General features: G+C 41.9%; 22 protein-coding genes. 7 read left to right on the top strand and 15 right to left on the bottom strand.

Features of this window, described 5'->3' with window-relative positions:
• Positions 1-356: 356 nt before the first annotated feature.
• Positions 357-746 carry a hypothetical protein gene (locus tag V7K30_RS17420; protein ID WP_335001285.1) on the top strand — a complete coding sequence of 130 codons (390 nt, stop codon included), beginning with the start codon at positions 357-359 and terminating at the stop codon, positions 744-746.
• 118 nt (positions 747-864) lie between these two features.
• On the opposite strand, the gene V7K30_RS17415 is transcribed toward V7K30_RS17420, so the two are convergent.
• The 3 genes from V7K30_RS17415 to V7K30_RS17405 form a co-directional block, all read right to left on the bottom strand.
• A complete protein-coding gene (locus V7K30_RS17415) occupies positions 865-1269 on the bottom strand; it encodes a type II toxin-antitoxin system PemK/MazF family toxin (RefSeq protein ID WP_335001283.1) in 405 nt (134 codons plus the stop codon).
• Positions 1254-1535, bottom strand: a complete 282-nt coding sequence (locus V7K30_RS17410; RefSeq protein ID WP_335001281.1) for a hypothetical protein — start codon at positions 1533-1535, stop codon at positions 1254-1256. The genes V7K30_RS17415 and V7K30_RS17410 overlap by 16 nt, the downstream gene beginning before the upstream one ends.
• A gap of 187 nt (positions 1536-1722) precedes the next feature.
• Complete coding sequence (locus tag V7K30_RS17405; protein WP_335001279.1) at positions 1723-4533, bottom strand: ATP-binding protein; 2811 nt, start codon at positions 4531-4533, stop codon at positions 1723-1725.
• A 123-nt stretch (positions 4534-4656) separates the two neighbouring features.
• On the opposite strand from V7K30_RS17405, the gene tmk reads away from it, so the two are divergent.
• Together tmk and V7K30_RS17395 are read left to right on the top strand one after the other, a co-directional pair.
• Positions 4657-5316, top strand: coding sequence for a dTMP kinase (tmk, locus tag V7K30_RS17400; protein WP_335001277.1), 660 nt, complete (start codon positions 4657-4659; stop codon positions 5314-5316).
• 91 nt (positions 5317-5407) lie between these two features.
• On the top strand, positions 5408-5956 hold the full coding sequence (locus tag V7K30_RS17395; RefSeq protein WP_335001275.1) for a hypothetical protein: 549 nt from the start codon (positions 5408-5410) through the stop codon (positions 5954-5956).
• Between the two features lie 397 nt (positions 5957-6353).
• Here V7K30_RS17395 and V7K30_RS17390 read toward each other — a convergent pair whose 3' ends face one another.
• The gene (locus V7K30_RS17390) at positions 6354-6542 is read right to left on the bottom strand and encodes a hypothetical protein (RefSeq protein ID WP_094353117.1); all 189 of its coding nucleotides are present in this window, start codon (positions 6540-6542) and stop codon (positions 6354-6356) included.
• Positions 6543-6670: 128 nt separating this feature from the next.
• Here V7K30_RS17390 and V7K30_RS17385 point away from each other — a divergent pair, with 128 nt between their 5' ends.
• On the top strand, positions 6671-7048 hold the full coding sequence (locus V7K30_RS17385; RefSeq protein WP_335001273.1) for a hypothetical protein: 378 nt from the start codon (positions 6671-6673) through the stop codon (positions 7046-7048).
• Between the two features lie 346 nt (positions 7049-7394).
• A complete protein-coding gene (locus V7K30_RS17380; protein WP_335001271.1) occupies positions 7395-7538 on the top strand; it encodes a hypothetical protein in 144 nt (47 codons plus the stop codon).
• Between the two features lie 163 nt (positions 7539-7701).
• Here V7K30_RS17380 and modA read toward each other — a convergent pair whose 3' ends face one another.
• Positions 7702-8598, bottom strand: coding sequence for a molybdate ABC transporter substrate-binding protein (gene modA, locus V7K30_RS17375; protein ID WP_335001269.1), 897 nt, complete (start codon positions 8596-8598; stop codon positions 7702-7704).
• 440 nt (positions 8599-9038) lie between these two features.
• On the opposite strand from modA, the gene V7K30_RS17370 reads away from it, so the two are divergent.
• A complete protein-coding gene (locus tag V7K30_RS17370; protein ID WP_335001267.1) occupies positions 9039-9284 on the top strand; it encodes a CHAT domain-containing protein in 246 nt (81 codons plus the stop codon).
• Positions 9285-9503: 219 nt separating this feature from the next.
• On the opposite strand, the gene V7K30_RS17365 is transcribed toward V7K30_RS17370, so the two are convergent.
• The 10 genes from V7K30_RS17365 to V7K30_RS17320 form a co-directional block, all read right to left on the bottom strand.
• The gene (locus V7K30_RS17365; protein WP_335001265.1) at positions 9504-11117 is read right to left on the bottom strand and encodes an iron uptake porin; all 1614 of its coding nucleotides are present in this window, start codon (positions 11115-11117) and stop codon (positions 9504-9506) included.
• A 350-nt stretch (positions 11118-11467) separates the two neighbouring features.
• Positions 11468-12514 (bottom strand): Gfo/Idh/MocA family oxidoreductase, encoded by a 1047-nt coding sequence (locus V7K30_RS17360; RefSeq protein ID WP_335001263.1) that lies wholly within the window; start codon positions 12512-12514, stop codon positions 11468-11470.
• A 345-nt stretch (positions 12515-12859) separates the two neighbouring features.
• Positions 12860-14260: a sugar porter family MFS transporter gene (locus V7K30_RS17355; protein ID WP_335001261.1), complete on the bottom strand. Its 1401-nt coding sequence runs from the start codon at positions 14258-14260 to the stop codon at positions 12860-12862.
• 262 nt (positions 14261-14522) lie between these two features.
• Positions 14523-15521 (bottom strand): ABC transporter permease subunit, encoded by a 999-nt coding sequence (locus V7K30_RS17350; protein ID WP_335001260.1) that lies wholly within the window; start codon positions 15519-15521, stop codon positions 14523-14525.
• On the bottom strand, positions 15518-17074 hold the full coding sequence (locus tag V7K30_RS17345) for a sugar ABC transporter ATP-binding protein (RefSeq protein ID WP_335001258.1): 1557 nt from the start codon (positions 17072-17074) through the stop codon (positions 15518-15520). Before V7K30_RS17345 ends, V7K30_RS17350 begins: the two co-directional genes overlap by 4 nt.
• A 298-nt stretch (positions 17075-17372) precedes the next feature.
• Entirely contained in the window at positions 17373-18425 is a 1053-nt protein-coding gene (locus tag V7K30_RS17340) for an ABC transporter substrate-binding protein (protein ID WP_335001256.1), read from the bottom strand.
• Between the two features lie 131 nt (positions 18426-18556).
• Positions 18557-19552, bottom strand: a complete 996-nt coding sequence (locus tag V7K30_RS17335; protein WP_335001254.1) for an ABC transporter substrate-binding protein — start codon at positions 19550-19552, stop codon at positions 18557-18559.
• A gap of 1101 nt (positions 19553-20653) precedes the next feature.
• On the bottom strand, positions 20654-21550 hold the full coding sequence (locus V7K30_RS17330) for an inositol oxygenase family protein (protein ID WP_335001252.1): 897 nt from the start codon (positions 21548-21550) through the stop codon (positions 20654-20656).
• Positions 21551-21969: 419 nt separating this feature from the next.
• Positions 21970-22293, bottom strand: coding sequence for a DUF1815 family protein (locus tag V7K30_RS17325; RefSeq protein WP_335001250.1), 324 nt, complete (start codon positions 22291-22293; stop codon positions 21970-21972).
• A 137-nt stretch (positions 22294-22430) separates the two neighbouring features.
• Entirely contained in the window at positions 22431-22919 is a 489-nt protein-coding gene (locus V7K30_RS17320) for a gluconokinase (protein WP_335001375.1), read from the bottom strand.
• Between the two features lie 183 nt (positions 22920-23102).
• Here V7K30_RS17320 and V7K30_RS17315 point away from each other — a divergent pair, with 183 nt between their 5' ends.
• On the top strand, positions 23103-24131 hold the full coding sequence (locus V7K30_RS17315) for a LacI family DNA-binding transcriptional regulator (protein WP_335001249.1): 1029 nt from the start codon (positions 23103-23105) through the stop codon (positions 24129-24131).
• The last annotated feature ends 71 nt before the right edge of the window (positions 24132-24202 follow it).

Here is a 24202-nt window from a genome sequence, read left to right as displayed (position 1 = left end):
TAGGTAGCATAACAAGGGAATTTGGATTATTTCTACTTCCGGTGTGGAATATTTTGGCGACAGGTGTAGATTATTCGATGAGAGTTAAGACTATTTCTTAAGGAAAATAGCAGGCAAAAAGCAGTAGGCTTTGTTGGGTTCTACTTTGTTTTACTCAATCGATACAAAGTAAAACTTTACATTAACTTGAAAAAAGTAGCAAAATTAATGTTAAAAATTTCACAGTTCATGCAGCTTATTAATGTGAATACTTATTGGGAAATTTCCGATGACATTTCAGATATATATAGTTTAACTTGGTACAAACTACGCTCAGGATTTGAGCTAGGTACTTGTAAATAATAGAACTGTGACTTATGGCTCCTTATAAAGACGCATTTGATGGGTTTAGTGATGGTTTAGATGGACACGAGAAATCGGCAGAAAAGGCTGCTGAGGCTGGCATCAAGACTGCTGCTACTCTAGGAATTTCTGTTGGCTCTGCTGCGACAGCAGGCGCTGGTTCTCTTGCTGGTTACGCAGGTATAGCTTCCACAGTTTCATCAATGGGGCTTGGTGGCGCTACAACAGCAATTGCCGGAGCTATGGGAACTAATGTGGCTGGAGCTGCTGCGACTGCTGTTGTAACTTCAGCAGTGGGCGGCCCGGTAGTAATGGGTGCAATTCTAATTGGTGGAGCAGGAGCTACTGCTTACGCAGTGTATCAAGTTGGCAACTGGGTTGGTAACCAGTTGAAATGGTGGTAGACGTTATTATTATCTGAATCATAGAAAGTTTTGACAAGATTATAAAAGTTATCAGGGTGGAAGTTGTCCACCCTTTTTTAATTTATCCTTTGTTACTATTTCACCCAACCTAAAAACTTTATAATTTTGGGCTTTTGCCTCGTTCTAAAGCTCTTGATGCTGGCGGTGGAGGTTCGTGAGGCTTTTGAAGGATTTCAATAATTGCAGTAATGACTTCATTGATTTTTTCGTTCTTTAGTTTTCCTATATATCGAATAACATTACTTTTATCAACCGTGGCAATAATATTAGTCCGAATGTAGCAAGGACTTAAATTTAGTTTACCAACTCGGAAGTCTTGGTCTTCTAACTTAATTTCATACTCTCTGCCTGGTTTACTGGTGATTGGACAGACGATTATATTGTTACTATCTGATTCGGCAATTACTAAAGCAGGTCGTCTTTTAGTAGCTGATGCATCAGAAAAGGGAAAAGGTACTGAAATTACATCCCCTTTGCCAAGGTTTTCTATAAATCCTTCCAAGCTTCATCTTCCTCTGGGTTAAGCCAAATTTTTTTTAGTGACGACTCACTCAATTCCAGAAAATCCTTTACTAATATTTGAGAATAAACTGAATCACTAGCTTGTAAATTCTTCACTTTTTCGAGTTGTAGTCCTGTTAATTTTGCTACTATACCTAAATCAATACCTTCGTGCAGCATATTGAGTGCAACTTGGGTTAAGCCTTGCTGTAAACCTTCCTCCCATGCTTCGCGTAAAGTTTTAGATTGACTGGCAGAGTTATGCATGATTGTCAGTTCATAGTGTTCTGCTTTAATAATACCTCGAATATTGTACTGCTCATTGTGTAAGTTATTCCTGTGTGAATCTTAAATTTTCCATGTCCATTTTTGCTGTTTGGCATTTCATTTTACAGTTACTATTAGTAACTAAGTGGGAATTTTTATCAAATTGCTGTTTGCAGGTCGTGACAATTTACGTATTTTGCTGATTTAGCGGAATTACAATTACAAATTCTGTACCTTGTCCCGGAGCCGAAATACATTGTAATGTTCCCTGATGTTTTTGGGTGATAATCTGATAACTAATAGATAAACCTAACCCGGTACCCTTATTAACTGGTTTAGTCGTAAAAAACGGTTCAAATAATTGTTTTTGTACCTTTTCTGGAATGCCTATACCATTGTCGCCAATACAAATAACTATCTGATTATCGCTCGTGAGTTTAGTATTAATGCGTATCTGGGGAGTAGAGAGCGCTTTTTCCCCTACTTCCCATTCACCATTCTCCACTGCCTCTTCTAAAGCATCGATCGCATTTGCTAAAAGATTCATAAATACTTGATTCAGTTGTCCAGCATAACATTCTACTAATGGCAGGTCGCCGTACTCTTTAATCACCTCAATTGCTAGATTATTAGATTTAGGTTGGAGGCGATGTTCCAGAATCATTAACGTACTATCGATACCCTCATGGATATTCACAGCTTTCATCTCTGTTTCATCTAAGCGGGAAAAGTTTCGTAGAGATAAGACAATTTCTGTAATTCGTTCCGCACCAACTGTCATAGAAGTTAGCAAGTTTGGCAAGTCTGCCATCACGAAATTTAAGTCGATGGCTTCTGTTTCTTCTTGAATTTCAATTACTGGATTAGGATAGTTTTGCTGGTATAATTGCAACAAACTAAGTAAATCTTGGATATATTGATTGGCATAGCCGATATTGCCATAGATAAAGTTGACTGGGTTGTTGATTTCGTGCGCCACACCTGCTACTAACTGCCCCAAACTCGACATTTTTTCACTATGCACCAGTTGAGATGCTAGCTGCTTTGCCTCTTGGCGCAATTGTGCTTCTGAGTGTTGCAATATCTCTTCTGCTTGTTTGCGCTGGGTAATGTCGTGGAGAATAACGACATACTCCTGAAAATCTTGATGGGGTCGGTCTGAAATGGAAATTTCCAGAATTTTGTTTTTCCCATTTCGGAGTAGGGTTTGTTCGCTGCGTTTTGTCCACTGGTCTGGATAGTAGACTAATGCGGGTAGCCATTTGTTGAGGTGATTTCCTCGCAACTCAGAGGGGTTGACACTAAAGAAAGATTCAGTGGCTGGATTAGCCTGCTGGATAATGCCTCGATCATCCACGACTAAAATACCATCCTGGGCAACAGTAAACAGGTGTTCGGCAGCTTCTCTTGCTTCTGCGATCGCCACCACTTGAGGTAAACTTGTCCAACAAGCGATCGCTACTCCCACAAATGCCACCGTCATCAGCAGCACCACAAATAGATTTTCACCCGCCGCAGTTGCAACTTTGTTAAGTTTGATACCAAATAGCCAGCCAACTCCCACTGCGCTACACAGTAAAAAAATCAGGATGCTTACCTGAAGAATTACTGAGTCCTTGATAATTACCACAGGGCGCGTGCGATATCGCCGCATCCACCAACTGGGATGGAATGGAGGGAAGTCCACACGGCGAATCACCGCATCAATTCCCATGACACCAATGGGAAATAATAGCCCAATCAGGAAGTTGAGCCAACCCCAGGCAAGTCCGCCCACCACTAGCACCACAACTTCTAACAGCAGAATGCCCAAAGAGATGCCAGGGAACAAAACTTCCGGGCGATCGCGCCGCAGCCAAAGCCCTAAATGGAATAACATAAAGGAGATAAACCAACCGATGTTACCAACAGCTACGATCCGCGCTACATCTCCCCAAATCAGATAAATCAAGCACAACACCAGTGTCAAGGTCAATGCTGGGACAAACACACCCCGGCGTGATACAACGGAAAATACTGGTGAAATGTGGTTATCTAAAGCCAGCTGATACAAAATTCGCGGGCAATTAGAAACAACCGTTGCCGAACCTAAAAGACAAGCAGCTACTAGTAAAAAAGAAACACTTATAGCAGCTGATTTTCCCCAAAAGGGCTGGGAAGCCGCCACAAGATTCAGAAAAGCATTGTCTTTAAGGCTTGGATCTGTTGCTAACCGCATCACTACCCAAGACCCCCCCAAAAAGATGGGTGGCATCATCCAAGCTGCAACGTCTAGAAAGCATAGCGTCTGGGTGGGTTGGCGGCTATCAGCGACAAAAGAAGAAGCCGTTTCACAGCTGTAGGTTGCATAGGTGACGAAAAAGAACCACTTGGCCCAATCCACGAAGCCCAAAGATGACCAATTGCTAGGAAAAAACCCAGGACTATCACTAGAGAACGCTAACCAGCCAAGACCCTGCACACAAAAGGTCATTAGCAATCCAAAGGCTGGAATTACAAAAAACAAATGTAAAATACTTAGGGCGCGAGTACCACTAAACGCCACGATAAACGGCAACAGTGTAAAGCCAATATCCAACAATATTTCTGGACAGGCAATACCCAGCGCCTCCAAATTCACCTTAATTAAATCTCTGAGGACGATCGTATTAACTGCCAGGTAGGAAACCCAGTTGAGGAGGTATCCAATTGCGGCATAGCAAGCTAGTCCGGGGTAGTTTTGCAGCAGCTTGGTAGCATAGTTAGGTGTTCCTCCAGCCACATTCCTAAAATGCATACCCAAGCGTTTTACCTGATAGTTGAGCAGCATTCCGAAAATCACCGCAGGTATCCAGACAAAAATAGCTTGGGAACCGAGAGCAGCATGAATTGCTGGAACCAATGCTGTCCAGGAAATATGAGCTGTCAAACCAAAGCCCCAACTTTCAACAGCACTCAGGCTTCTAGTCAAGCGAGGGTAAGAAGATTGGCCCAAAGTGGCATGAGCAGGATGGGACATGATTGGCAGTGCTGGGTGGGATACTGTAATTAAGCTTATTAGCTAGAGTTCCCATCTCCTAAATGTTCTGAACAAAGAGTCTATATCCAAAAGTTATTTTTAAAGCAGTGAACATAAAAAAGCATGAGTAGCAAATTAATTGTATTTGAAGGGGTCGAAGGCTGTGGTAAAACCAGCCAAATGAAGCTTTGTTCTGAGTGGTTGGAAAGTCTGGGTGTTTCTTTGGTGGTAACTCGTGAACCAGGGGGAACAGAGTTAGGCTTACATCTTCGCCGCTTGCTTTTAGAGAAGGCAGAAGATAAACCCTTCGGCTCCGCTCAGGGCGAGCCAGTTGCACAAGTGACAGAACTTTTGTTGTATGCTGCTGACCGATCGCAACACGTTGAACAAGAACTCAAACCAAATCTCGCAGCAGGGAAATATATTTTATGCGATCGCTACACCGACTCTACCATTGCCTACCAAGGATATGGTCGGGGTCTTAACATGAGTTTAATCAATCAGCTTAACTATATAGCTACTGGTGGCTTAGAAAGTGACCTAACTATTTGGCTAGATGTCGATGTCGAAGTGGGACTGGCCCGCAAACGGGGAGATGGAGTAGGACTAGACCGGATTGAACAGGAGACAATCGCTTTTCATCGGCGCGTTCAGCAAGGATACGCACATTTAGCAGTATCCCATCCCTCACGAATTGTTCGGGTAGATGGCAGCTTGAGTAAAGAAGTTGTACAACAAGTAATTCAAGAAATTTTGTGCGATCGCCTGCCTTTGGCAAGGTAAGGCAAAATTAAATCTAAAAGTTTTTAATGAGAGTTTGGGCAAACTAGATATGGAGAAAAATCTGGTTAATACAAGACAGTAGTAATAAATAATGGATTGTAATCGTCTGGATTATATCAAAAGTGTCACTGACAAAGGTGATGAGAGAGAGTGGGCGTATGATAAACATCCTATTGGAGCTTACTTTCCGTTGAATTTTAAAAGAAGGGAAAGTACAAGAGTAGTAGAATCTCACGCCCATAGATTACCAAAAGGATCTCTTATCATCCTTTCTCAAGTACCGCATGAATGCAAAAAAAATACCGTAGGAGATCAAAAAAAAATACCAGATGGGTGCAAAAAGAGATACCTCACACACGTAGTTGAACTGGTGAATGAAGGAAGTGAGGATGAACCTCAATGGGAAAAGTCTCCGTGGGGGATTTTTCGATGGGTTAAGGTTCATTGGATTGCTGATTTGAGGGATTGCCCTGCTGATTTAAGGAATTGGGATAGTATTCCTGTTGATAAGGAGGTAATGCAAGCCGCATGGGGTTGCTATAACACTCTAGCTATATCGTTGTCTAGTCACAACTTAATGTCTAAGTGGCGTACTATCGATGAATTAAGAGAGCGCTTAATAGAACAATTGAATTTGTAAGCCATTAAATAAATTGGAACCAGTAAACTCATATCATGTCCGCCAAAATTACCCATAATAAAAGAACCCCACCCCCAACCCCTAAGAGCCTGCGGGTAGGGGAGACAAAGCACAGCTTTGGCGGGGTGGGGTTCTCCGGGTTTAATAAGTAAGCTACCGGACATAATATCAGTACGGTGAACTGGGAACCTAAAAGCCCTACCACGGCGATTGTGGGCGACTTTGACCCCACAACTGCCTTATCCCTGCCATTTGGGTGGGGATTTTTAGCATTTTCCGTTATTTCAAAAAGTGGTATTTTTGACTGATTTTTTTAAACCACCATGCAATACGATTCAGTTAATCAAAAATCTCAATTTTTAGAAAAGTTGCTGCACTAAACTCCAACAACTTTTCACTACTTCCCTTTTTTCTCATCCAGTGCTTTCTGAATAGCTTCTCTGCAAAACTCAGGAGGGTCGTCTTGTGCCTTTACCTCTTCCTTCATTTTTTCGGTGACACGAAAATTAAGATTTTGTGTCAGCGGTTCTTCTCTATCAGACTTAAGTGGTTTTAAATTTTCTGGATTACCTTTAGGGTTAGGCATTATTGAGAGATGTAAATATAGCTTGAGCTATACGTGAACATATAGATAGACTTTTAAATCGGTGGTGTTCGCGTCTGTCAAAACAGTTCACCACCGATACCACTTTTACAAATGGGTAATTCTATTTTATGTTCACAAGGTCAGAACTCGAAATCAAAACCACTGCTGACTTGAGAGATTTGTGTAGACGTTACGGATTAAAGCCTACCGGGAATGGAGGGTACAAGACTAGTTGGATTGTTACCTTGATGGCATTCCCACAGATAGCACTCTCTCAGTTAAGGCAAGCAAGAGGGTTAAAATCACCAGGTTTCAGTGTTATTCAATTCCTCGAAGGGGTCGTAGATGAGATTAACTCCCCCACTGATGAACAAGCGGCACTAATTCGGATAACTTTAGAAGGCAAGGCTATGAGCTACCCTGACCGATACGACCAAGAGAGTTTACTGAACTTGCACAAAGCTAAGATGCACCTTGAGATGGCTATCGGACTGCTAAATCAGTAAATCAGTTTACGAGCCAAACGCACTTAGTCTCCAGCAACCTAAAGCTGGGGACTTTGTTATATCCTATATACCCAAAGGGGTTGCTGTAGGCATGGCCTCAAATCTTGAGGTTATATATAGGACTTACGCACTGTACAAAATAATCATGTTGTGTACGAACGTAAATACGCCGTTTCAGGTTTTTATTAATCAATTCATGGATGGTAAGTAGACCCGCGTCATCGGGGCAATTCATGAATTGCCCCGACGATGAATGTGGTTTTTCAAATCACCCATACTTGGTCTTTTCTGTCAATGCGTAAGTCCTATATTTGTGGAAATTACAGATAAAAAACCTACTGCATTTATGACTAAATTTACTAATCTGATTGTGGAGTCTCAAGGATGGATTTTCGATGCTAATGGAGATATCCACCTAGTGGCTCAAGTATCTAACGTCAGCCCATATAGCCCTTGGCAAACAAATATCTCCTGCACTACATCTCAATAAAGAAAGATGGAAAGAATGTTTGGTGATTTTTATCAAAATGAATTGCAACTTTTGATTCAGGATAATCTGACTTTTCACATCCCGTGAAAAGTCAGATTATCCTGGGTTGATTCCTATTTGCAGTTGTGAGTTCAATTTTGATTGAGAATACAGCCAAAAACCTTTAATCCACTGCTGCTTTAACTTTGGCTTTTGCCCCTACCTTTCGCTTCATCATCAGGCCGACTATACCAACTGCTATTGAGCCACCAGTAGTCATGGGTTCGGGGATAGGCGAGAATCCAGATACTTGAAACACAGATAATGCTTGAGAGCTGCGCAGAAAGGAGTTGAAGTCTTTAGCTGCGTCTAGGTTTTGAGTTTGTCTGAGTACAGCAGAGCCATAAACAATCGGAGAGTAAGCGTTGATAGGCGGAGTGTATGCAATTTTGACTTTATCAAGTGCTGTTAGAGCGTCTGTGGTGTAAACAACGCCCGCATCTATAGTATCATTGGTGTCGCTTGACACTAATGATAATACATCACGCACATCCCTGCCCAAGACAAGATTGAGTTTCCCCGATATCCCGGAATTGGCAAATAATTGCTGGGCGAATACTCCTGCTGGAACAGACGCAGGATTACCAATAGCCACTTGACGCGCCTGTAATAGGTCTTGAACGCTTGATATACGTAAGGTTGAATTTATCGGCGTGATTATAGCCAAGGTGTTGTTTAGTATGTCTTGCCTGGTTCCTTTTATTAGTTGGTTGGCAGCTTGCAGATTATCTAACGGTGCTTGGGATACTGAGAAGAAGATATCTACTGGCTTTGGATTTGTTCCCATTATGATTTGATTAGCGAGACCAGTAGAACCCCCAAAGGTATTCATAAAGGTGACGTTGGGGTTGCTTTGCTGGTAAAGTGCCTCAATCTGAGGTAGGGTGTCGGTCAAGCTGGCAGCAGCATAGATGTAAAGCGGACCACTAAATGTCGCAGCTTGTGCTGGTTTAGCTTGGATTACACCAAAACCCAAAGCAATGCTAGCAGTTGTAAGTGCTAATTTGTACCTTGTCTTCATCAGATATTTCCGGTAGAGTTAATGTGCGAGTTACTACAATTTTTAAAATTCCAAATCTTGCACCCAGCATTGAAAATTTGCTTTTCAATGCTGCCATAAAATAGGCTAACAAGAAGTTGTCGCTGGGAAACAATCTTTGGTACTTCAGTATTTATAAGGTACTTTGATGTTTAGGGAATTACAACTAGTTAGCAAGCATCTTTATATAGAAAATACATTACTCTATGTACTTATACTGCCATAAAACTGCTTCAAATACCAGGAAAGTAGGTTAATGCATCTGTACTATAGGGAAAATTTTGTATAAAGTTATCTTAGAAATACAATTTTTCTATTTAAAAAAGTATATGGATCTGACTTTTTACGGCAACTCTTCAAAAGCGATCTCTCAAATGATTCTAGATAAAGTAGATCACTGATAGTACAGTAGGTAAAATCGGGTGTTCAAGGAAACGAACAATGTCGGACTGGTGGTCAAAAAATTTTGCTTTCTACCAACTGGGCGATCGCAGCAGATATATGGGTGGTTAATTAAACCAGTTAAAACTGAAATAGACAACAGCAAAGTAGACACCTTGGTATTTGTGCCTGAAGGATTACTGCGGAACATGCCAATGGCTTCTTTGGATGACGGCAAAGATTATTTGATTCAGAAGTACGCCGTAGCTTTGAGTCCAGACGTTTAGGTATTTCTGAAGAACCAGCTAGACGTTATTGCGATCGCGCATCCAATGCTGTAAATATATTACTCATGCTAGAGGGGACAGACAACGATATCTGAATTGCTGAAACAATTTTGAGGAAGTGCAATATTCAATATTGGGGTATCTATGATCGATTGCAGATTGCATAAAGAGTGCTGAGTACTCAGCACTCTGTTAGTCAAGCAAACCATTCACATTCAGTTAAAAATCAAAGGTTGTGCGAATCACACCCACATACTGCGGATCATTTCTGTTGTCGTTTTCCGGGTTGAGAATCACCCAAAAACCAGGAGTCACTGAGATGTTGTCATTTAGTCGGTAGCGATAGAATGCTTCAATATGATAAGCGTTGTCTCGGTCTTGACGGACATCACTGTTAGAAACACGCGGCGGTATACCAAAAAGAATTCCCGGCAAGTTACCCCTACCCCCCACATCGGGAAACGACATCCCAATTGCCCCAAACCAGACATTGGCATTGTCGCCACTGTTTACAAACAGAGAATCTGTTCCACCCCTACCATTGGAAATATCACTCAAACCAGAGTTCTTGGCATTTGCCCAGATATATCCACCCCAAGCGTGGATTTGGAAATTTGGGGAGAAGTGATAGAAACCCTGTGCGCCGACAATATCGTTGGAAGTAGCAATGTTGTTGCCAAAGGGAGCGTTTGACAGGGCGCTACCCGTCCCAGCTGCGACATCGACTACTCCAGCAGGGCTATAGCCATGAGAGTAGGCCACACCAATAGCTCCTTGCTTACCGTAATAGGCTAAGTGCGCCAGGGCGTTGTAGCCGCCATCAAACAAGCCGTTGCTCGCCGATGGGACATTGGGACTGCTTGCTAAATAGCCCAAGGTAAGAACCAAGTCTTTGGTAATGTTCCAGTTAGCGGCTGCACCGCCGCCACCTCGCCGGAATAAGGGACTATATGACCCAAAAAGTGAGAGAACCCCATTGCCGTCGTCAGCGATTGTGGCGGGAGTGACGGTGGTGGAAATATCGGTGTAACCAATGCCTGTGGGACCAACAACGAAGTTAAGAGAATCACTGACTGGGAAGTAGTAACGGATGTGGGGAACAAAAAGTGTATCGTTGCTGTCATAATCGAAGTTCAGGCGGGTCATCCCTGTGCCTGTGGCTGCGGCAATTTGGCTTGTACCATTAGAATTCGTAAAGTTACCAAATTCTAGCCGGACTCGCAACAAATCTTTGCCTGTGAAACTACTCTCAAAGTTGAGACGACCCCGGTTTGCAAAGTAGATACGGGATTCATCGCGTTCCCCACCCACTCTATTACCAAAAGTATCACTAATGGCGGTAATAATTTGAGCATTCAGCCTGGTAGTAGTAGAAAATTGCTGCCCCTCCAGCGTTGCTGTATGTGCCTCCAGCGTATCTACCCGCCCACGCAGAGTTGTCAATTCTGTCGTAAAATCTGTTTGCAATTTTTGCAGCACTGCCAAATCTTCTTTCTTGACTAAATCATTGGTACCCGCAGCAATTAATTCATTTACCCGGTCTAAACAAGCATTTAAACCAGCTGCAAACTCGTAACGACTCAAAGCACGGTTGCCGCGATAGGTTGCGTCAGGATAACCTGCAATACAGCCATAACGTTCCACTAGCGATTGCAGTGCTTGGAATGCCCAATCACTAGGTTTAATATCAGAAAACTGGGAAACAGAATTGACTTGTCCCTCCAAATTTCTATTAGTATCTGCTGCATTAGAATCATCTTCTGGAGGTGCTGCCCAAACTGCTGGAATTGCCAAAAATAAGAGAAAAAAGCTATGAAAAATAATTTTTAGCATTGATTTATTAGTTGAAAATGGTTGAATTTTTACTTTGTAACTCAAGAGATTACACTCGAACAAAAGCTTCCAGGTTATAAGCTAGAAGAACCCCACCCCCAACCCCCTCCCCGCAAGCGAGGAGGGGGCTATGATGCAATACGCTTGGGTTAAGGCCAAAACTTTGTTATCAAAGTCAATTTTTTAACGAACCGCCAACGCGCAGCGTCTCCAAGAGTTGGCGCGGAGGACGCAAAGAGAAGAAAGAAATTCTTAACCCAAGCGTATTGGGCTATGATGTAGCTCATGTGATTAGGAAACGCTATAACCATCATTAAAGTTACATATTTTGAGTTTAAGTTTTAGGTCACTTAAAGTAACGCTATGACTTTTTGCTCATTGCTGCTTTTAATAGCCGCTTCTATAATCCGCATTACATTAATTCCGTCATCGGGAGTAACAGCAATTGGCTGATTATTAACAATGGATTTGTACACCGCATCGTAATAACCTAAATAACTGCCCTGTGAACTTTTTACTTTTTCCCGAATTACTTTTGTGTCTTTTTCTGTATGAAGCAAGCCAGATTCACTTTCCGGCTCTGTATACCAATCAAGTGCATTAGGCTTCATACCCGCTACTAAATACTCTTCTTGTTTATCGGCTCTGCTTTTGTGAAAAGAACCCTTAGTGCCATGTATGATATAGGCAGGCGCAGGCTCACGCGCAAGAAAACTTGCTTTTAATTTGACGCGCAGTTTGTCGTAGTATAGTATCAACTCAAAATAATCATCTACCTGCGATCGCAGCCTAGTTATGCGGATGTCTGCAAAAATAGCATCAGGCATCCCAAATAAATGCAAAGCTTGGTCTATTAAATGCGGTCCTAAGTTGTTTAATGTTCCTGCTCCCGGATTTTGAACTTCTACGTGTTGTTTATAGCTGAGGGTTGGTTTATATTTTTGAATTTTAAATTCTGCTTCAATAATATCACCTAGCAAGCCTTCTTGGACAATTTTTTTGACTGTTTTAAAATCACTATCCCACCTGCGGTTATGATATACAGATAAATTTTTATCCTGTTTTTGGGCTAATTCTTTCAGCTTTTTGGCTTCTGCCACTGTTGTGGTAAATGCTTTTTCTACCACTACATGTTTATCTGCAAGCAAAGCCTGTTTAGTATAATCGTAATGGGTATAAGTGGGTGTATTTACCACCACCAACATTACTTTATCGTCTGCCAGCAATGCTTCCAAAGAAGGATAGCTTTTTACCCCAGGATAATGTTCATGTATCAGCTTTTTGCTTCTTTCCCAAGAACCGGCTAATTTAAATCCGGGATGCAAATCAATAAACGGCGCATGAAATACCATGCCGGACAAACCATAAGAACAAAGAGCCGTATTGATAGTTTCCATCTTTTTAGTGATTTACTGAAGCGAGAGTTTGTATTTAGTTGTCCACAGAAAGTTTGCATAATCAGGGCGCTCATGTTGCCCAACCCACAAAATTTATAGCAATCCCAATACGGTTCGGTTAAGGTTATTTGATGAAAATAATAGCTCCCAAAGACGCGATAAATCGCCAGTTCCCAAAGACGCGATAAATCACCAGTTCCCAAAGACGCGATAAATCGCCAGATTCCGAAGACGCGATAAATCGTCGTCTCTACGAATGACTGATTATTGTAAAGACGGCGATTTATCGCGTCTCTTGCCTTAACCGAATAGTATTGATAGCAAGCGGTATTAAGTCGATGCCAATTACATATCTTCTAACTCAATTCCTTTGGTTTCTTTAATAAAAAACAGAATGAAAAAGAATGAGATAGCCGCAGCAATTGTATAGAGTCCATAGGCAGAACCTAGACCGAAATATTGCAGTATGGGAGGAAATGTTGTGGAAATGAGGAAGTTCGCAACCCATTGCATGGCAGCAGCAACTGAAAGTGCAGCAGCTCGAATTTTGTTATTAAACATTTCTCCCAATAGCACCCAAACCACTGGCCCCCAGGAGAAACCGAAGCAAAACACATAGAGGTTGGCTGCAATCAGAGCCATAGTACCTACGCTTCCGGTGAGAGCAGGGTTCCCAGCAGCATCTACCGGAGCAGTACCAAAAATCGAAGCCATCGTTCCCAAGGTCAAGGTCATGCCAATCGACCCTAATATCAGTAAGGGCTTGCGACCAAATTTATCCACGAAGGCGATCGCAATCAGTGTTGTAATAATATTTACGGCTCCTGTAATCACCGTGATTGTTAGGGAATCTTTTTCGGAAAACCCGACTGCCCGCCACAAAACGCTGCTGTAATAGAAGATTACATTAATACCAACGAATTGCTGGAGTACAGATAAGCCTATTCCTATCCAAACAATGGGGAGGAGTCCGCCACTTCTACCCAACAAGTCAGAAAACTTAGGCTGGCGTTCACGAAGCACTGTCTGGCGAATTTCTTCAATTTTTGGCAGCACATCACCCCCCAAAATCTTGGTCAGAACGTTAGCAGCTTCTGGCTCCCGTCCTTTGGCAACTAAGTAACGGGGGGATTCAGGAATTGTTAAAGCCACCATCCCGTAGAATATCGCTGGCGGAACTGCTGTCCAAAACATCCAGCGCCAAGCTGCAACCCCAAACAAAAACGGCAAGTCTGCTGAACCTGCTGACACAGCGATAAAGTAGTCGCTCAATAAGGCGACGAAAATTCCCACTACGATCGCTAATTGTTGCAGAGATCCTAACCTTCCCCGCAAATGGGTGGGAGAACATTCCGCAATGTAAGCTGGGGCGATGACGCTAGCAACGCCGATTCCAACCCCACCCAATAATCGCCAAAAGATAAAATCCCAGATAGTAAAGGCAAGCCCAGAGCCAATGGCACTGATAGTAAACAACACCGAAGCGACTACCATTGCCTTGACTCGACCATAACGGTCTGCAATCTGTCCGGCAAAGAAGGCTCCGACAGCAGAACCCAGCAACGCTAGGGACACTGCTAGCCCAGTCAGCCAACTACTGGTGTTAAAAGCTTTTGATAGAGATAAAACCGCGCCGTTGATTACAGCAGTATCAAAACCGAACAGAAAGCCGCCGAGGGCAGCAGCACCAGCAATCAAAACAACATATAACGTGTTGGATTTACGACGAGCAGTAGTAGAAGACATAGTTTATATATTGGGCATTGGGCATTGGGCATTGGGCATTGGGCATGGGGCATTGGGCATTGGGCATTGGGCATTAGTTACCGCGATGTGCAACTTATTTTTAAAACCCCGCTTCCATTCCTCTCCCCCAGTCCTGAGAGGCTTTGATTCTTGCTCCCCAACGCTAGTAGGGAAGGGGTTGGGGGTTAGGTTTGAGAGAAAGTTGCACACGGCGTTAGTTAGTTATTCTTTGCGTCTCCCTAGTCCCCATCCCCTTAATTCTTTACCGTCTGGAACGTCTGCGTAAGCGGTCAATCATTACCGCCAAAATAATTACTAGTCCTTTGACGACTAGTTGCCAGAAGTAAGATAGGTTCAACAAGGTTAAACCGTTGTTGAGAATAGCAATGATTAATGCACCTAAAAGAGTGCCGCCAATGGTACCAATACCACCTGTAAAGCTGGTTCCACCAAGAATAACAGCTGCGATCGCATCTAATTCATAACCCTGACCTAATACGCCACTAGCACTATAGAGACGGCTAGCACTCATTATTCCGGCTAAACCTGCTAGTAATCCACTAATACCATAGACGAATAGCAAGACATGATTAACTTTAATTCCAGTTAATCTGGCTGCCCGCTCGTTACCACCGACGGCATATATCTGCACTCCTAAAACAGTTTGCCGCAACACAAACCAGCTAGCGATTACGGTCAGTAGCGCAATGATTACTAGGCACGGCAGAGGACCGACATAACTATTACCCACCCAAGCAAAATTGATGTCTCGGTTAATCAGCGTTGTCCCCTTGGCAACCAAAAAGGCTACACCCCGTAAGGCAGTCAGTGAACCTAACGTGACAATAAAAGGTGGCACATCTAAAAAGGTGATGAGAGCGCCGTTGAGTAAGCCCAAAAACAATCCTGCAAGCAAGGCAGCAGGCACAGCCGCCCAACTTAAAGCCGGTAGTAGCGATACCAGCAGGGCAACTACGGCAGAAACAGCTAAGATTGACCCAACTGAAAGGTCAATACCTCCGGTGAGAATCACAAAGGTCATTCCGGTCGCCAGTACAATATTGATTGATGCCTGACGCAAGATATTAACGATGTTACCGCCGGTGAGGAAGTTGGGAGAAAGGAATGCAAATAAGATGCAGATAATTACTAAGATTGGCAGAATACCCGCAACTTCCAGCAAAGTGCTAATTGATTTCCGGTTGCGGGATACGGGATTGTTGGCTAATTTATTGGCAGGCGGTCTGACTGTTTGACTCATGATGCTAATACCTCCGATGCTCCAGTTGCATAGTGCATAATTTTTTCTTGGGTAATTTCTTTACCAAGACTGCCATCCAGTTCGCCTACCAGCTGTCCTTCTCGCATCACTAAGACGCGATCGCTCATGCCGACAATCTCCGATAGTTCGCTGGAAACCATTAAAATAGCAACACCTTGCGCTGCCAATTCGCTCATAATTCGGTAAATTTCGCTTTTGGCACCGATATCTACGCCGCGTGTCGGCTCATCTAACATCAGGACTCTTGGCTTAATGGCTAACCAACGCGCTAACAGTAGCTTTTGCTGATTACCACCAGAAAGATCCAACGCTCTAATTTCCAAATTGGCCAGGCGGATATTAAAGTTTTCCACCGCATCTGTTGACAGCCGATTCACTGAACCCCAGTTAACAATTCCAACTTTGGCATCCTGCTTAAGTGTGTTGATGGCAATATTCTTCCGGGCGCTCATCTCCAGAAATAAACCTTGGTCTTTGCGGTCTTCCGGGACGTAGCCAATTCCCGCCGCAATGGCATCACTGGGCGTATTAATTTCCAGTTTTTTACCATTCAAAAATACTTCGCCACTGGCCTTACGGTCTGCACCAAAAATCAGCCGCGATAGTTCTGTGCGTCCTGCACCAACCAGCCCCGCTAAACCGACAATTTCTCCAGCATGAACTTTAAAACTAGTCGGCTCAATCTTCTTGCGGGCGTCGCTCATATTTCTGACTTCCAGCACGACTGGGCCAGGATTCATTTGCCGTTGATGTTCGTAAAAGTCTTGCATGGAGCGACCGACCATCATCTGCACCAATCGCTGTGGAGAAATTTCACTGCGGGTGAGACTACCAATATATTGACCATCGCGCAGCACACTAATCCGGTCAGCTAAGGCATAGATTTCTTCCATGCGATGGCTGATGTAAATAATCGCAATGCCATCATTCCGCAGTTTGCGAATTACCTCAAACAAATGCTCAGTTTCGCGGTCAGACAGGGCTGCTGTTGGCTCATCCATCACCAAAACGCGGCTTTTGTCCTTCAGCGCTCGTGCAATTTCCACTTGTTGCTGTTCTGCGATCGATAAGGTACCAACCACAGTCTGCGCTGTAAAATTGGCTCCAAGGCTTTCCAGCACTTCCTCTGCTTCCAGTTGCATCCCTTTGCGGTCTAAAAACTGACCTCGCCGCAACTCGCTACCCATAAACATATTTTCGGTAACGGTTAAATTAGGTGCAACATTCAGTTCTTGATAAATGAGATTAATCCCTGACTTACGTGCTGTCGCCGGATCGGTAATTTTCAGGGGTTGACCATTGATGCGAATTTCTCCTTCATCGGCAATGTAAGCCCCAGCCAGGATTTTCATCAATGTGCTTTTGCCTGCTCCGTTTTCACCCATGAGGGCGTGAACTTCTCCCGGATAAATCGTCAGATTAACATTTTGGAGCGCAGATACACCATGAAATCGTTTCGTAATCCCTTGCATTTCTAATACAGGGGTGGTGGTTGGTGCATCAGGAAATGAGGTTTCAATAGTTGTTGTCATACTTCGTTTTTAACGTTAGTTGATATGGACTGTCTGGAAAATTTCTGAGTCATAGAAATTGTGACTCAGACTTTCCGCTAATGCACATACATAGCGGTTTTCGATTGGGTGTAATAAAGTTTTAACCTCTCTCCAAACCGATCTTTTGTCAGGGAAAAGCAAGGAACTGGATATGAGGTGTTGTATTAATTTAAGTGAAAACCGCCGGACATTATAGGTATGTGCAAAAACTTTACAAACGCGTCAAAGGATTCAGATTAGGCATAATTTCCAATTGCAAATTCACAATTTTTATTATTTACCAGCCTTTTTCTGTGCTGACATTATCTTTTGTGATCAACTTAACTGGAATCAAAATGGTAGAACTACTTGGTTTTTTCCCATTTAAGATATCATTGCCAACTTGAACTGCTTTTTGGGCCATCCCTCGCGGATTTTGAGTAGCAGTCGCCGCATATAAACCATCTTTAGCAGCGATCGCAGTTATAGCTTCTGGCGCACCATCAACCCCGACAATAAAGAAATCTTTACGTTGTGCTTGGTTAGCTGCTAGTTCTGCGCCGACTCCACTCGGATCATTGATGGCAAAAACCGCATCAATTTTTGGAAAGGTTGTCAGCAAATCAGTCATAACTCTAAGTCCTCCATCCCGACTACCCTCTGCATTCTGGTTTTTAGAGAGTATTTTGATATCAGGATATTTAGACAATACATTCTCGCAGCCACTAACTCGCTGAATAACTGAGTCCACTGGCGGCCCGTTAACTATTACAACATTGCCTTTACCTTTCAGGCGATCGGCAATATATTTGCAACTAACTTCTCCAGCTTGAACATTATTAGTAGTAATGGTGGCGTCCACACCTCCTTCAGCACCTGTATCTACGGCAATGACAATTCTACCGGCTTGTTTCGCTTTTTCAATTGCTGGCTTAATGCCACTTTTATCAGCAGCATTGACGATAATGATGTCAGTATTGGCAGCAGTGAAATTTTCAATTTGATTAGCTTGTTGGTTGAGGTCATAGGCACTGGAAACTACGCTAACGTTGACATCCTTACCACCAATTTTCTTCGCTTCTGCCTCAGTTGCTTGTCCCATGAGGACGAAGAAGGGATTACTTAAATCACCAACAGTGAAGGCAACTGATCGTAATTTTGTATTCCCAGTGGCAGTTTTATTCTCTGCACTTATATTGGTAGCCGGCTTTGTATCAGTGTTAGTAGCAGTGTTGCGATCGGGAGGAGTATTTGTACAGCCAACAAGACTACCACTGATGATACCTAATATGCTAGCTGCAATTACACGAACCGTAACACCAGGGGTAAACGCAATCCTTTTCATATTCATATATCTCCTAGAAGTCATTCTTCCTTACACCAAATTTGCAACCGATCTATTAAAAAAACAGGGTAAAGTATTCTAACCCTCGTGTATCAAGCCTTTTTTTGTGTGTCCTAATTACGAATTACGAATTAGTATTACCAGCCTTTGTAACTGCTGAGGTTCTCTCTAGTAACCAACTTGACTGGAATCAGAATGTTAGGTGACTCAGGTTTTTTGCCCTGAATGATATCATTGCCAATCTGAACCGCTTTTTGAGCCATCTCTGCGGGATTTTGAGCAGCAGTTGCAGCAAATACACCATCTTTATCTTCCATTGCTTTGGTTGCATCTGGTGATCCGTCAACCCCAACAATAAAAAATTCTTTACGTCTGGCTTGTCTGGCAGCTAAATCTGCACCAACACCGCTTTGATCGTTAGTGGCAAAAACGGCGTCTATTTTGGGAAAGGTTGTGAGCAAATCGCTCATCACTCTCAGTCCTCCATCCCTAGTCCCTTCGGCGTTTTGGTCTTTAGAGATCAGTTTGATATTCGGATATTTAGACAATGACTCAAGGCAGCCACTCACTCGCTGATTGATTGAGTCCATCGGGGCACCGTTAAGGATGACTACACTACCTTGACCTTTGATGCGATCGGCAATATATTGGCAACCAATCTCTCCAGCTTGGGTATTGTTGGAGCTAATCATCGCATCCACATCTGCGTCAACGGCTGAATCTACCGCAATGACAATTTTACCTGCAAGCCTTGCTTGGTCAATAACTGGTTTAACTCCTTTTTTGTCAACAGCGCTGAGGATAATTAGATCAGTATTTGCAGCCGTGAAATTTTCGATTTGGTTGGTTTGTTGGTTCAGATCAAAGGCACTGGAAACCGCATTAACTCTGATATTACCTCCGATTTTATTGGCTTCTGTCTCAGCCCCCTTCTGCACTGCATTATAGAAAGGGTTGCCTAAGTCACCAAGAGCAACGCCGATTGTTTGCAATTTTCTATTTGGAGCATTTACCTGACTCTCTAAACTAGTGTTGGTAACAGTATTAGTAGCAATATTGTCAGTTCGAGAGCTATTTGTACAACCAACAACAGCGAAACCTAATATGCCAACGATGAGCAAAATTCTCTTCATATTCATCTATTTCTAACAAGGGATTTAAATTCAAAAAAGGTCAGTAGAAGATAAATTTGCCAAGTTATCACAATATAAGCTAGTTCTGAAAACTTCAGACATAACCTAGCATTACTGCTGGTTTTGGCAATTTAAACTCCTCTCAAAGGTCTTCTAATGTTACCTGATTTGAGTTAGCGCTATTAATTGCCCTAAATTTAGATGTTTTGTTTGTTAAAGCAAAACTATGAGCATTACGCTACATCAAAAAATCACATTTTATTTGTGAAACTACATTTGGAAGTTCGAGGGCTAAAAATAGCGTTTAACTAAAATTGTTATAACCTGATGTTATCAAAGTTGCGAATTGGTATTTGGTTTTACAGTAATTTTAGTTTAACCTGCATTATTCCAAATATGAGTGCCGTTTATCGAACTTTACAAAGTAAAGAAAACTGCTTCATCTTTATCTTTATATAGTTTAAAATTTTTGTTTGTCCTGGAGCATTTGCGAAAATTAAGTATTTTTCAGCTTAAGTAGAGTTTAAAAAACTTAACATATTTCACTTAACTAGAATTGAGAAAAGTTAATACTGTATAAGGGAAATGGTTGTTTTTAAATCTATCTTTTAGGGGTAGAAATATATAGTCGATTACCATTTTCATAAATCCTGTTGCCTTATTTTCAAAGTTTACTCAAATATACTTGTAAAGTGCGCTTATTTGCTAGATTAAGTTGCCAGAGCTAGTCTTGCTATATCTGGGCCAGAATAATTCTTTAGATAGAGAGAGAAGGAAAAAAAGTTATTTTCATCTCATTAGCGCCGTTGTCAAGATGTGAAAGAACCGACGCGATGATAAGTTCGTGCCTGTTCAGTCGTTCTGGAAATTAAAGAAAAGTCAAGTCAGTAGCTATTAACCTCAAAACATCTGCACAGATGTTTTATACTTTTATAAGTGGCAATGTGCTATTGTTTACTGGAAAACATTCCACTCAGTTTAGGCTTGCTGAAGAATTGTTATTCATCATTAGGTAAAATAATCGGAATCTCCACAATCCCAATCAGTTCTAATATCTGTAGAGTATTTTTTAAATTCTTTGCCTTTGCTAGTAGGGGAGATTTAGAATCTTAAGGTTCTGGGTAAATATTTAGCCACTAAATCTTCATAGTAAGGCTTTAATTTTTGCCAATCTGGAGGATTAGGGTTCTTTGAATACAAATCGTAGGGATTGAATAACTTCACCCATTTAAACATTTCTTTATCGTGTTTATCCATCAAATGTTCGTAAGCATTTTCGCGATGTTGGGGATAAAATGAGTGATAGCGAAGCATATACAATGCAGGTTCGGGCAAATAGTTTTTCATCATCTGATAAAAATACTCATCATGCCCCCATGACATATGTACATTACTCAATCCACACTTCGGCTGATAAATACCATATTTAGTGTTGTAATCGAGGTTATTATAATCAGGATTTTCTTTGAAGAATTCTGAGAAAACAATTTTATCAGAGAAGGCACAACCTACAGGATAAGTATCGCCTACAGTAGCCCATTGAGGTTCACCAAACAGACAAAGCACCTTCCCCATATCGTGAAAGAAACCGGTAAGTACCATCCAGTCAGGATGACCATCGGCGCGAATAGCTTCTGATGTTTGTAATAGGTGCTGTAACTGATCCATGTCTGTATCAGGATCGGAATCATCAACCAATTGATTCAAAAATTCGACTCCATCCAAAACAGACATTTCTTTCTTATCAAACTTCAAAAATTCTTTTTCTTTTTGGAGTACAAAATCATATGTTTGATTAATATGATTTAACCGATAAAACTCTTTCACCGTATCTCTAATAGTCGTTTCGTAATTCCTATACTCTTCGGTGGTTTTACCTTCTTTAACTATGCTATCCGGATCGGGATAGCGATTAAGTAAGTCTTCTTCCCATTCTTCTAGCGAATGCAAGGGATTGTTTTGAGCTTGAGCAATGACATTATTTAGAGTTTGAGACATATTTTCCTACTTGTTGATTTGTCAAATAATACTTTCACACTCCATCTTATGCACAGGTGTGCAAAACCTGTATTAGACTTGTTTTTAATTTTTGCACACGTGTGCAAAAATATGTGTTAAGTTTCTTTTCGTCTTTGCATCCCTGTGCATAATTGATTTCATCAAGTGTTTTGTCCAATCTGGTTGGATCAGAAGAAATTAGGAATTAGGCAACACATTGACAAAGTAGACAAAATGTGCATTGGAGTTAAGACAAAGCATTTATGCGATCGCTAATTCTCAGAGATTTTGATGCCTTCTCGGTAGCGACGACTTTATACACACGTGTGCATAAAGTGCTATTTGTAAGTTTATCTTTTGTTTTACACACATATGCAAAATCTATGTTAATTTTTTTATCAGCTTCACTCAGACGAGTGTCAATTTGTCAATTGGATGGCAGGAGAATGCTTGACAATATTAGCCAACTCTTGTAATTGGTTTATCGCTTCTGCACCCTCAAACTTCATTAATTCGCGATCGTCCCACAATTCCATCCAAGTAATCCCGTAATCAGACACTAAAAATCGAATCAGGTGCTTTTGTTTCAGGCTAACCATAAATGAAGCACTCTTCATTTGGTCGCCGCATGTATAACAAGACGCAGTATAGCCACGCCGCTCAAGTATAATTGTCAGGGCTTGCAGGTTCATTACCAAGTCTTGGACGAATTCCTGATGTTGTTGCGCTAATCTTAGAAACACTAGTTTACTCCCACCACTCCAGTTATGTGGTTGCTTTGATATTTCTTTAGACTGACATCTGATGTAATTTAGTTGCCAAAAGTTCGTGTTTTTTTAGAGACGTGATTAATCTTAATCTTACGGTTGTCATCAATAAGCTAGATTCCCAAAGCCGTTCTAATATTTTGGACAATTATCTGCGGTGGTTGTGCAACATCCATAGATATGGTATTTTCTAATGGCTCTTCAAGAGTATAAAACTGGCTGTTGAGAAGTTTTTCGCTCATGTAATGATTGCTACGCTCTTGCAACCGCTTTTGAATCAACTCATAAGACCCTTTGAGGTAAACTAGCTTGATGCGTTCGCTATCCAATACCAGAAATTGCCGATAGCTATCTTTTAAAGCCGAACACGCCAGCACCACATTTTGATTTTCTTGCAGCCAATGTTTAATAGCTGTTAGCAAATCTTGTAACCAAGGCATCCTGTCAGCTTCACTCAGAGGGATACCGCGCCGCATTTTCTCAACATTCTCTGGCGAGTGGAAAGTATCAGCGTCGCTAAACTCCCATTCTAACGAGTCTGCTAGCAGTTTTCCTATGGTGGTTTTGCCAGAACCGGATACACCCATTACGAGAATAATCATTGACTGCTTAATCATATTTTTATTAAGAAAAGTTAAGTTATTGAAACGGAGGCAGAATTCAAGACTCCTGACTCCTTTCGATGAAAATGTGAGTTGTATTAAATCTCTTGACAAATAACGATTATTTTCTATAATACATATTATTGCACACGTGTGCAATGCTTTAAAAGCATAAGATAAAAAATGAATAAACGAAGAATTTCAATAGAAGATATTGCTCGCAAAGCAGGCGTTTCTCATTCCACAGTTTCACGCGCGTTGCGAGATAACGCTCTAATTAGCCCGAAAGTGCGAGAAGAAATTAAGCGACTGGCGCAGGAGATGAGTTATGTGCCGAATGCTATAGCTCAGAGCTTGCAAAATAAACGTACTAATACCATTGGTGTAGTAGTAACTTCCATCGCAGATCCCTTTTTCGCTGAGGTAGTAGAGGGAATCGAGAAGATAGCAAGACCAGCAGGCTTGAGTGTTTTGTTAAGTGCTTCCCACCGAAATTTTGAGCAGGAAATAGCAGCTATTGATACTTTTCATCGCCGGAGAGTAGATGGGATTTTAGTAGCCGACTCACGCATTAGTAAACAGCATACCAAACAACTAACGCAAATTGCTGTGCCCACAGTTCTGATTAATAGCCAGACCGAAGATCAATCCGAAATATTTCATTCAGTGGCAATAGACGATTGCTTAGGTGCTAAATTAGCCGTAGAGCATCTAATAAGTCTGGGACACACCGCTATTGGTTATCTGGGTGTAGGCGATCGCAGCAGGTCGAATCAGCAGCGCCTAGAAGGATATCGAATGGCTCTTGCTGAAGCTGGTATACCACAAAATACTGATTGGGTTTCAATTAGTGATGAATATGATACCAGAATAAGCGATGTTGTCACTGGACAAAATATGCTTTTTAAACTATTGGCTGCTGAAGTAACAGGCATCTTTTGTTATAACGACATGGTGGCGGTTGGCGCTCTGTTAGCCTGCCAAGAACTAGGTATTTTAGTACCGCGAAATTTAAGTCTTGTGGGATTTGATGGTATCGCTCTGGGCCGTTACGTTACGCCGGCACTCACGACAGTCAGCCAGCCAATGTTGGAAATTGGTGGCATAGCCATGCAAATGTTACTCGATTTATTAGAAGAAAAAACTGTGGAAAACCGCGTTTTATCTCCTTTTCTATTACAGCGTGGTAGTAGCAAAGTATTAAGTAAGTAATCTTAAAGCGTGTCTATCTTGAAAGTTGTAGTTTTTTTTGTAATCAGAGTAAAGCTCATCTTCAAGCCGCA

The sequence above is a fragment of the Nostoc sp. genome (assembly GCF_036917655.1).
Taxonomy (GTDB): domain Bacteria; phylum Cyanobacteriota; class Cyanobacteriia; order Cyanobacteriales; family Nostocaceae; genus Nostoc.
This window is presented reverse-complemented; position numbering and strand designations above follow the sequence as displayed.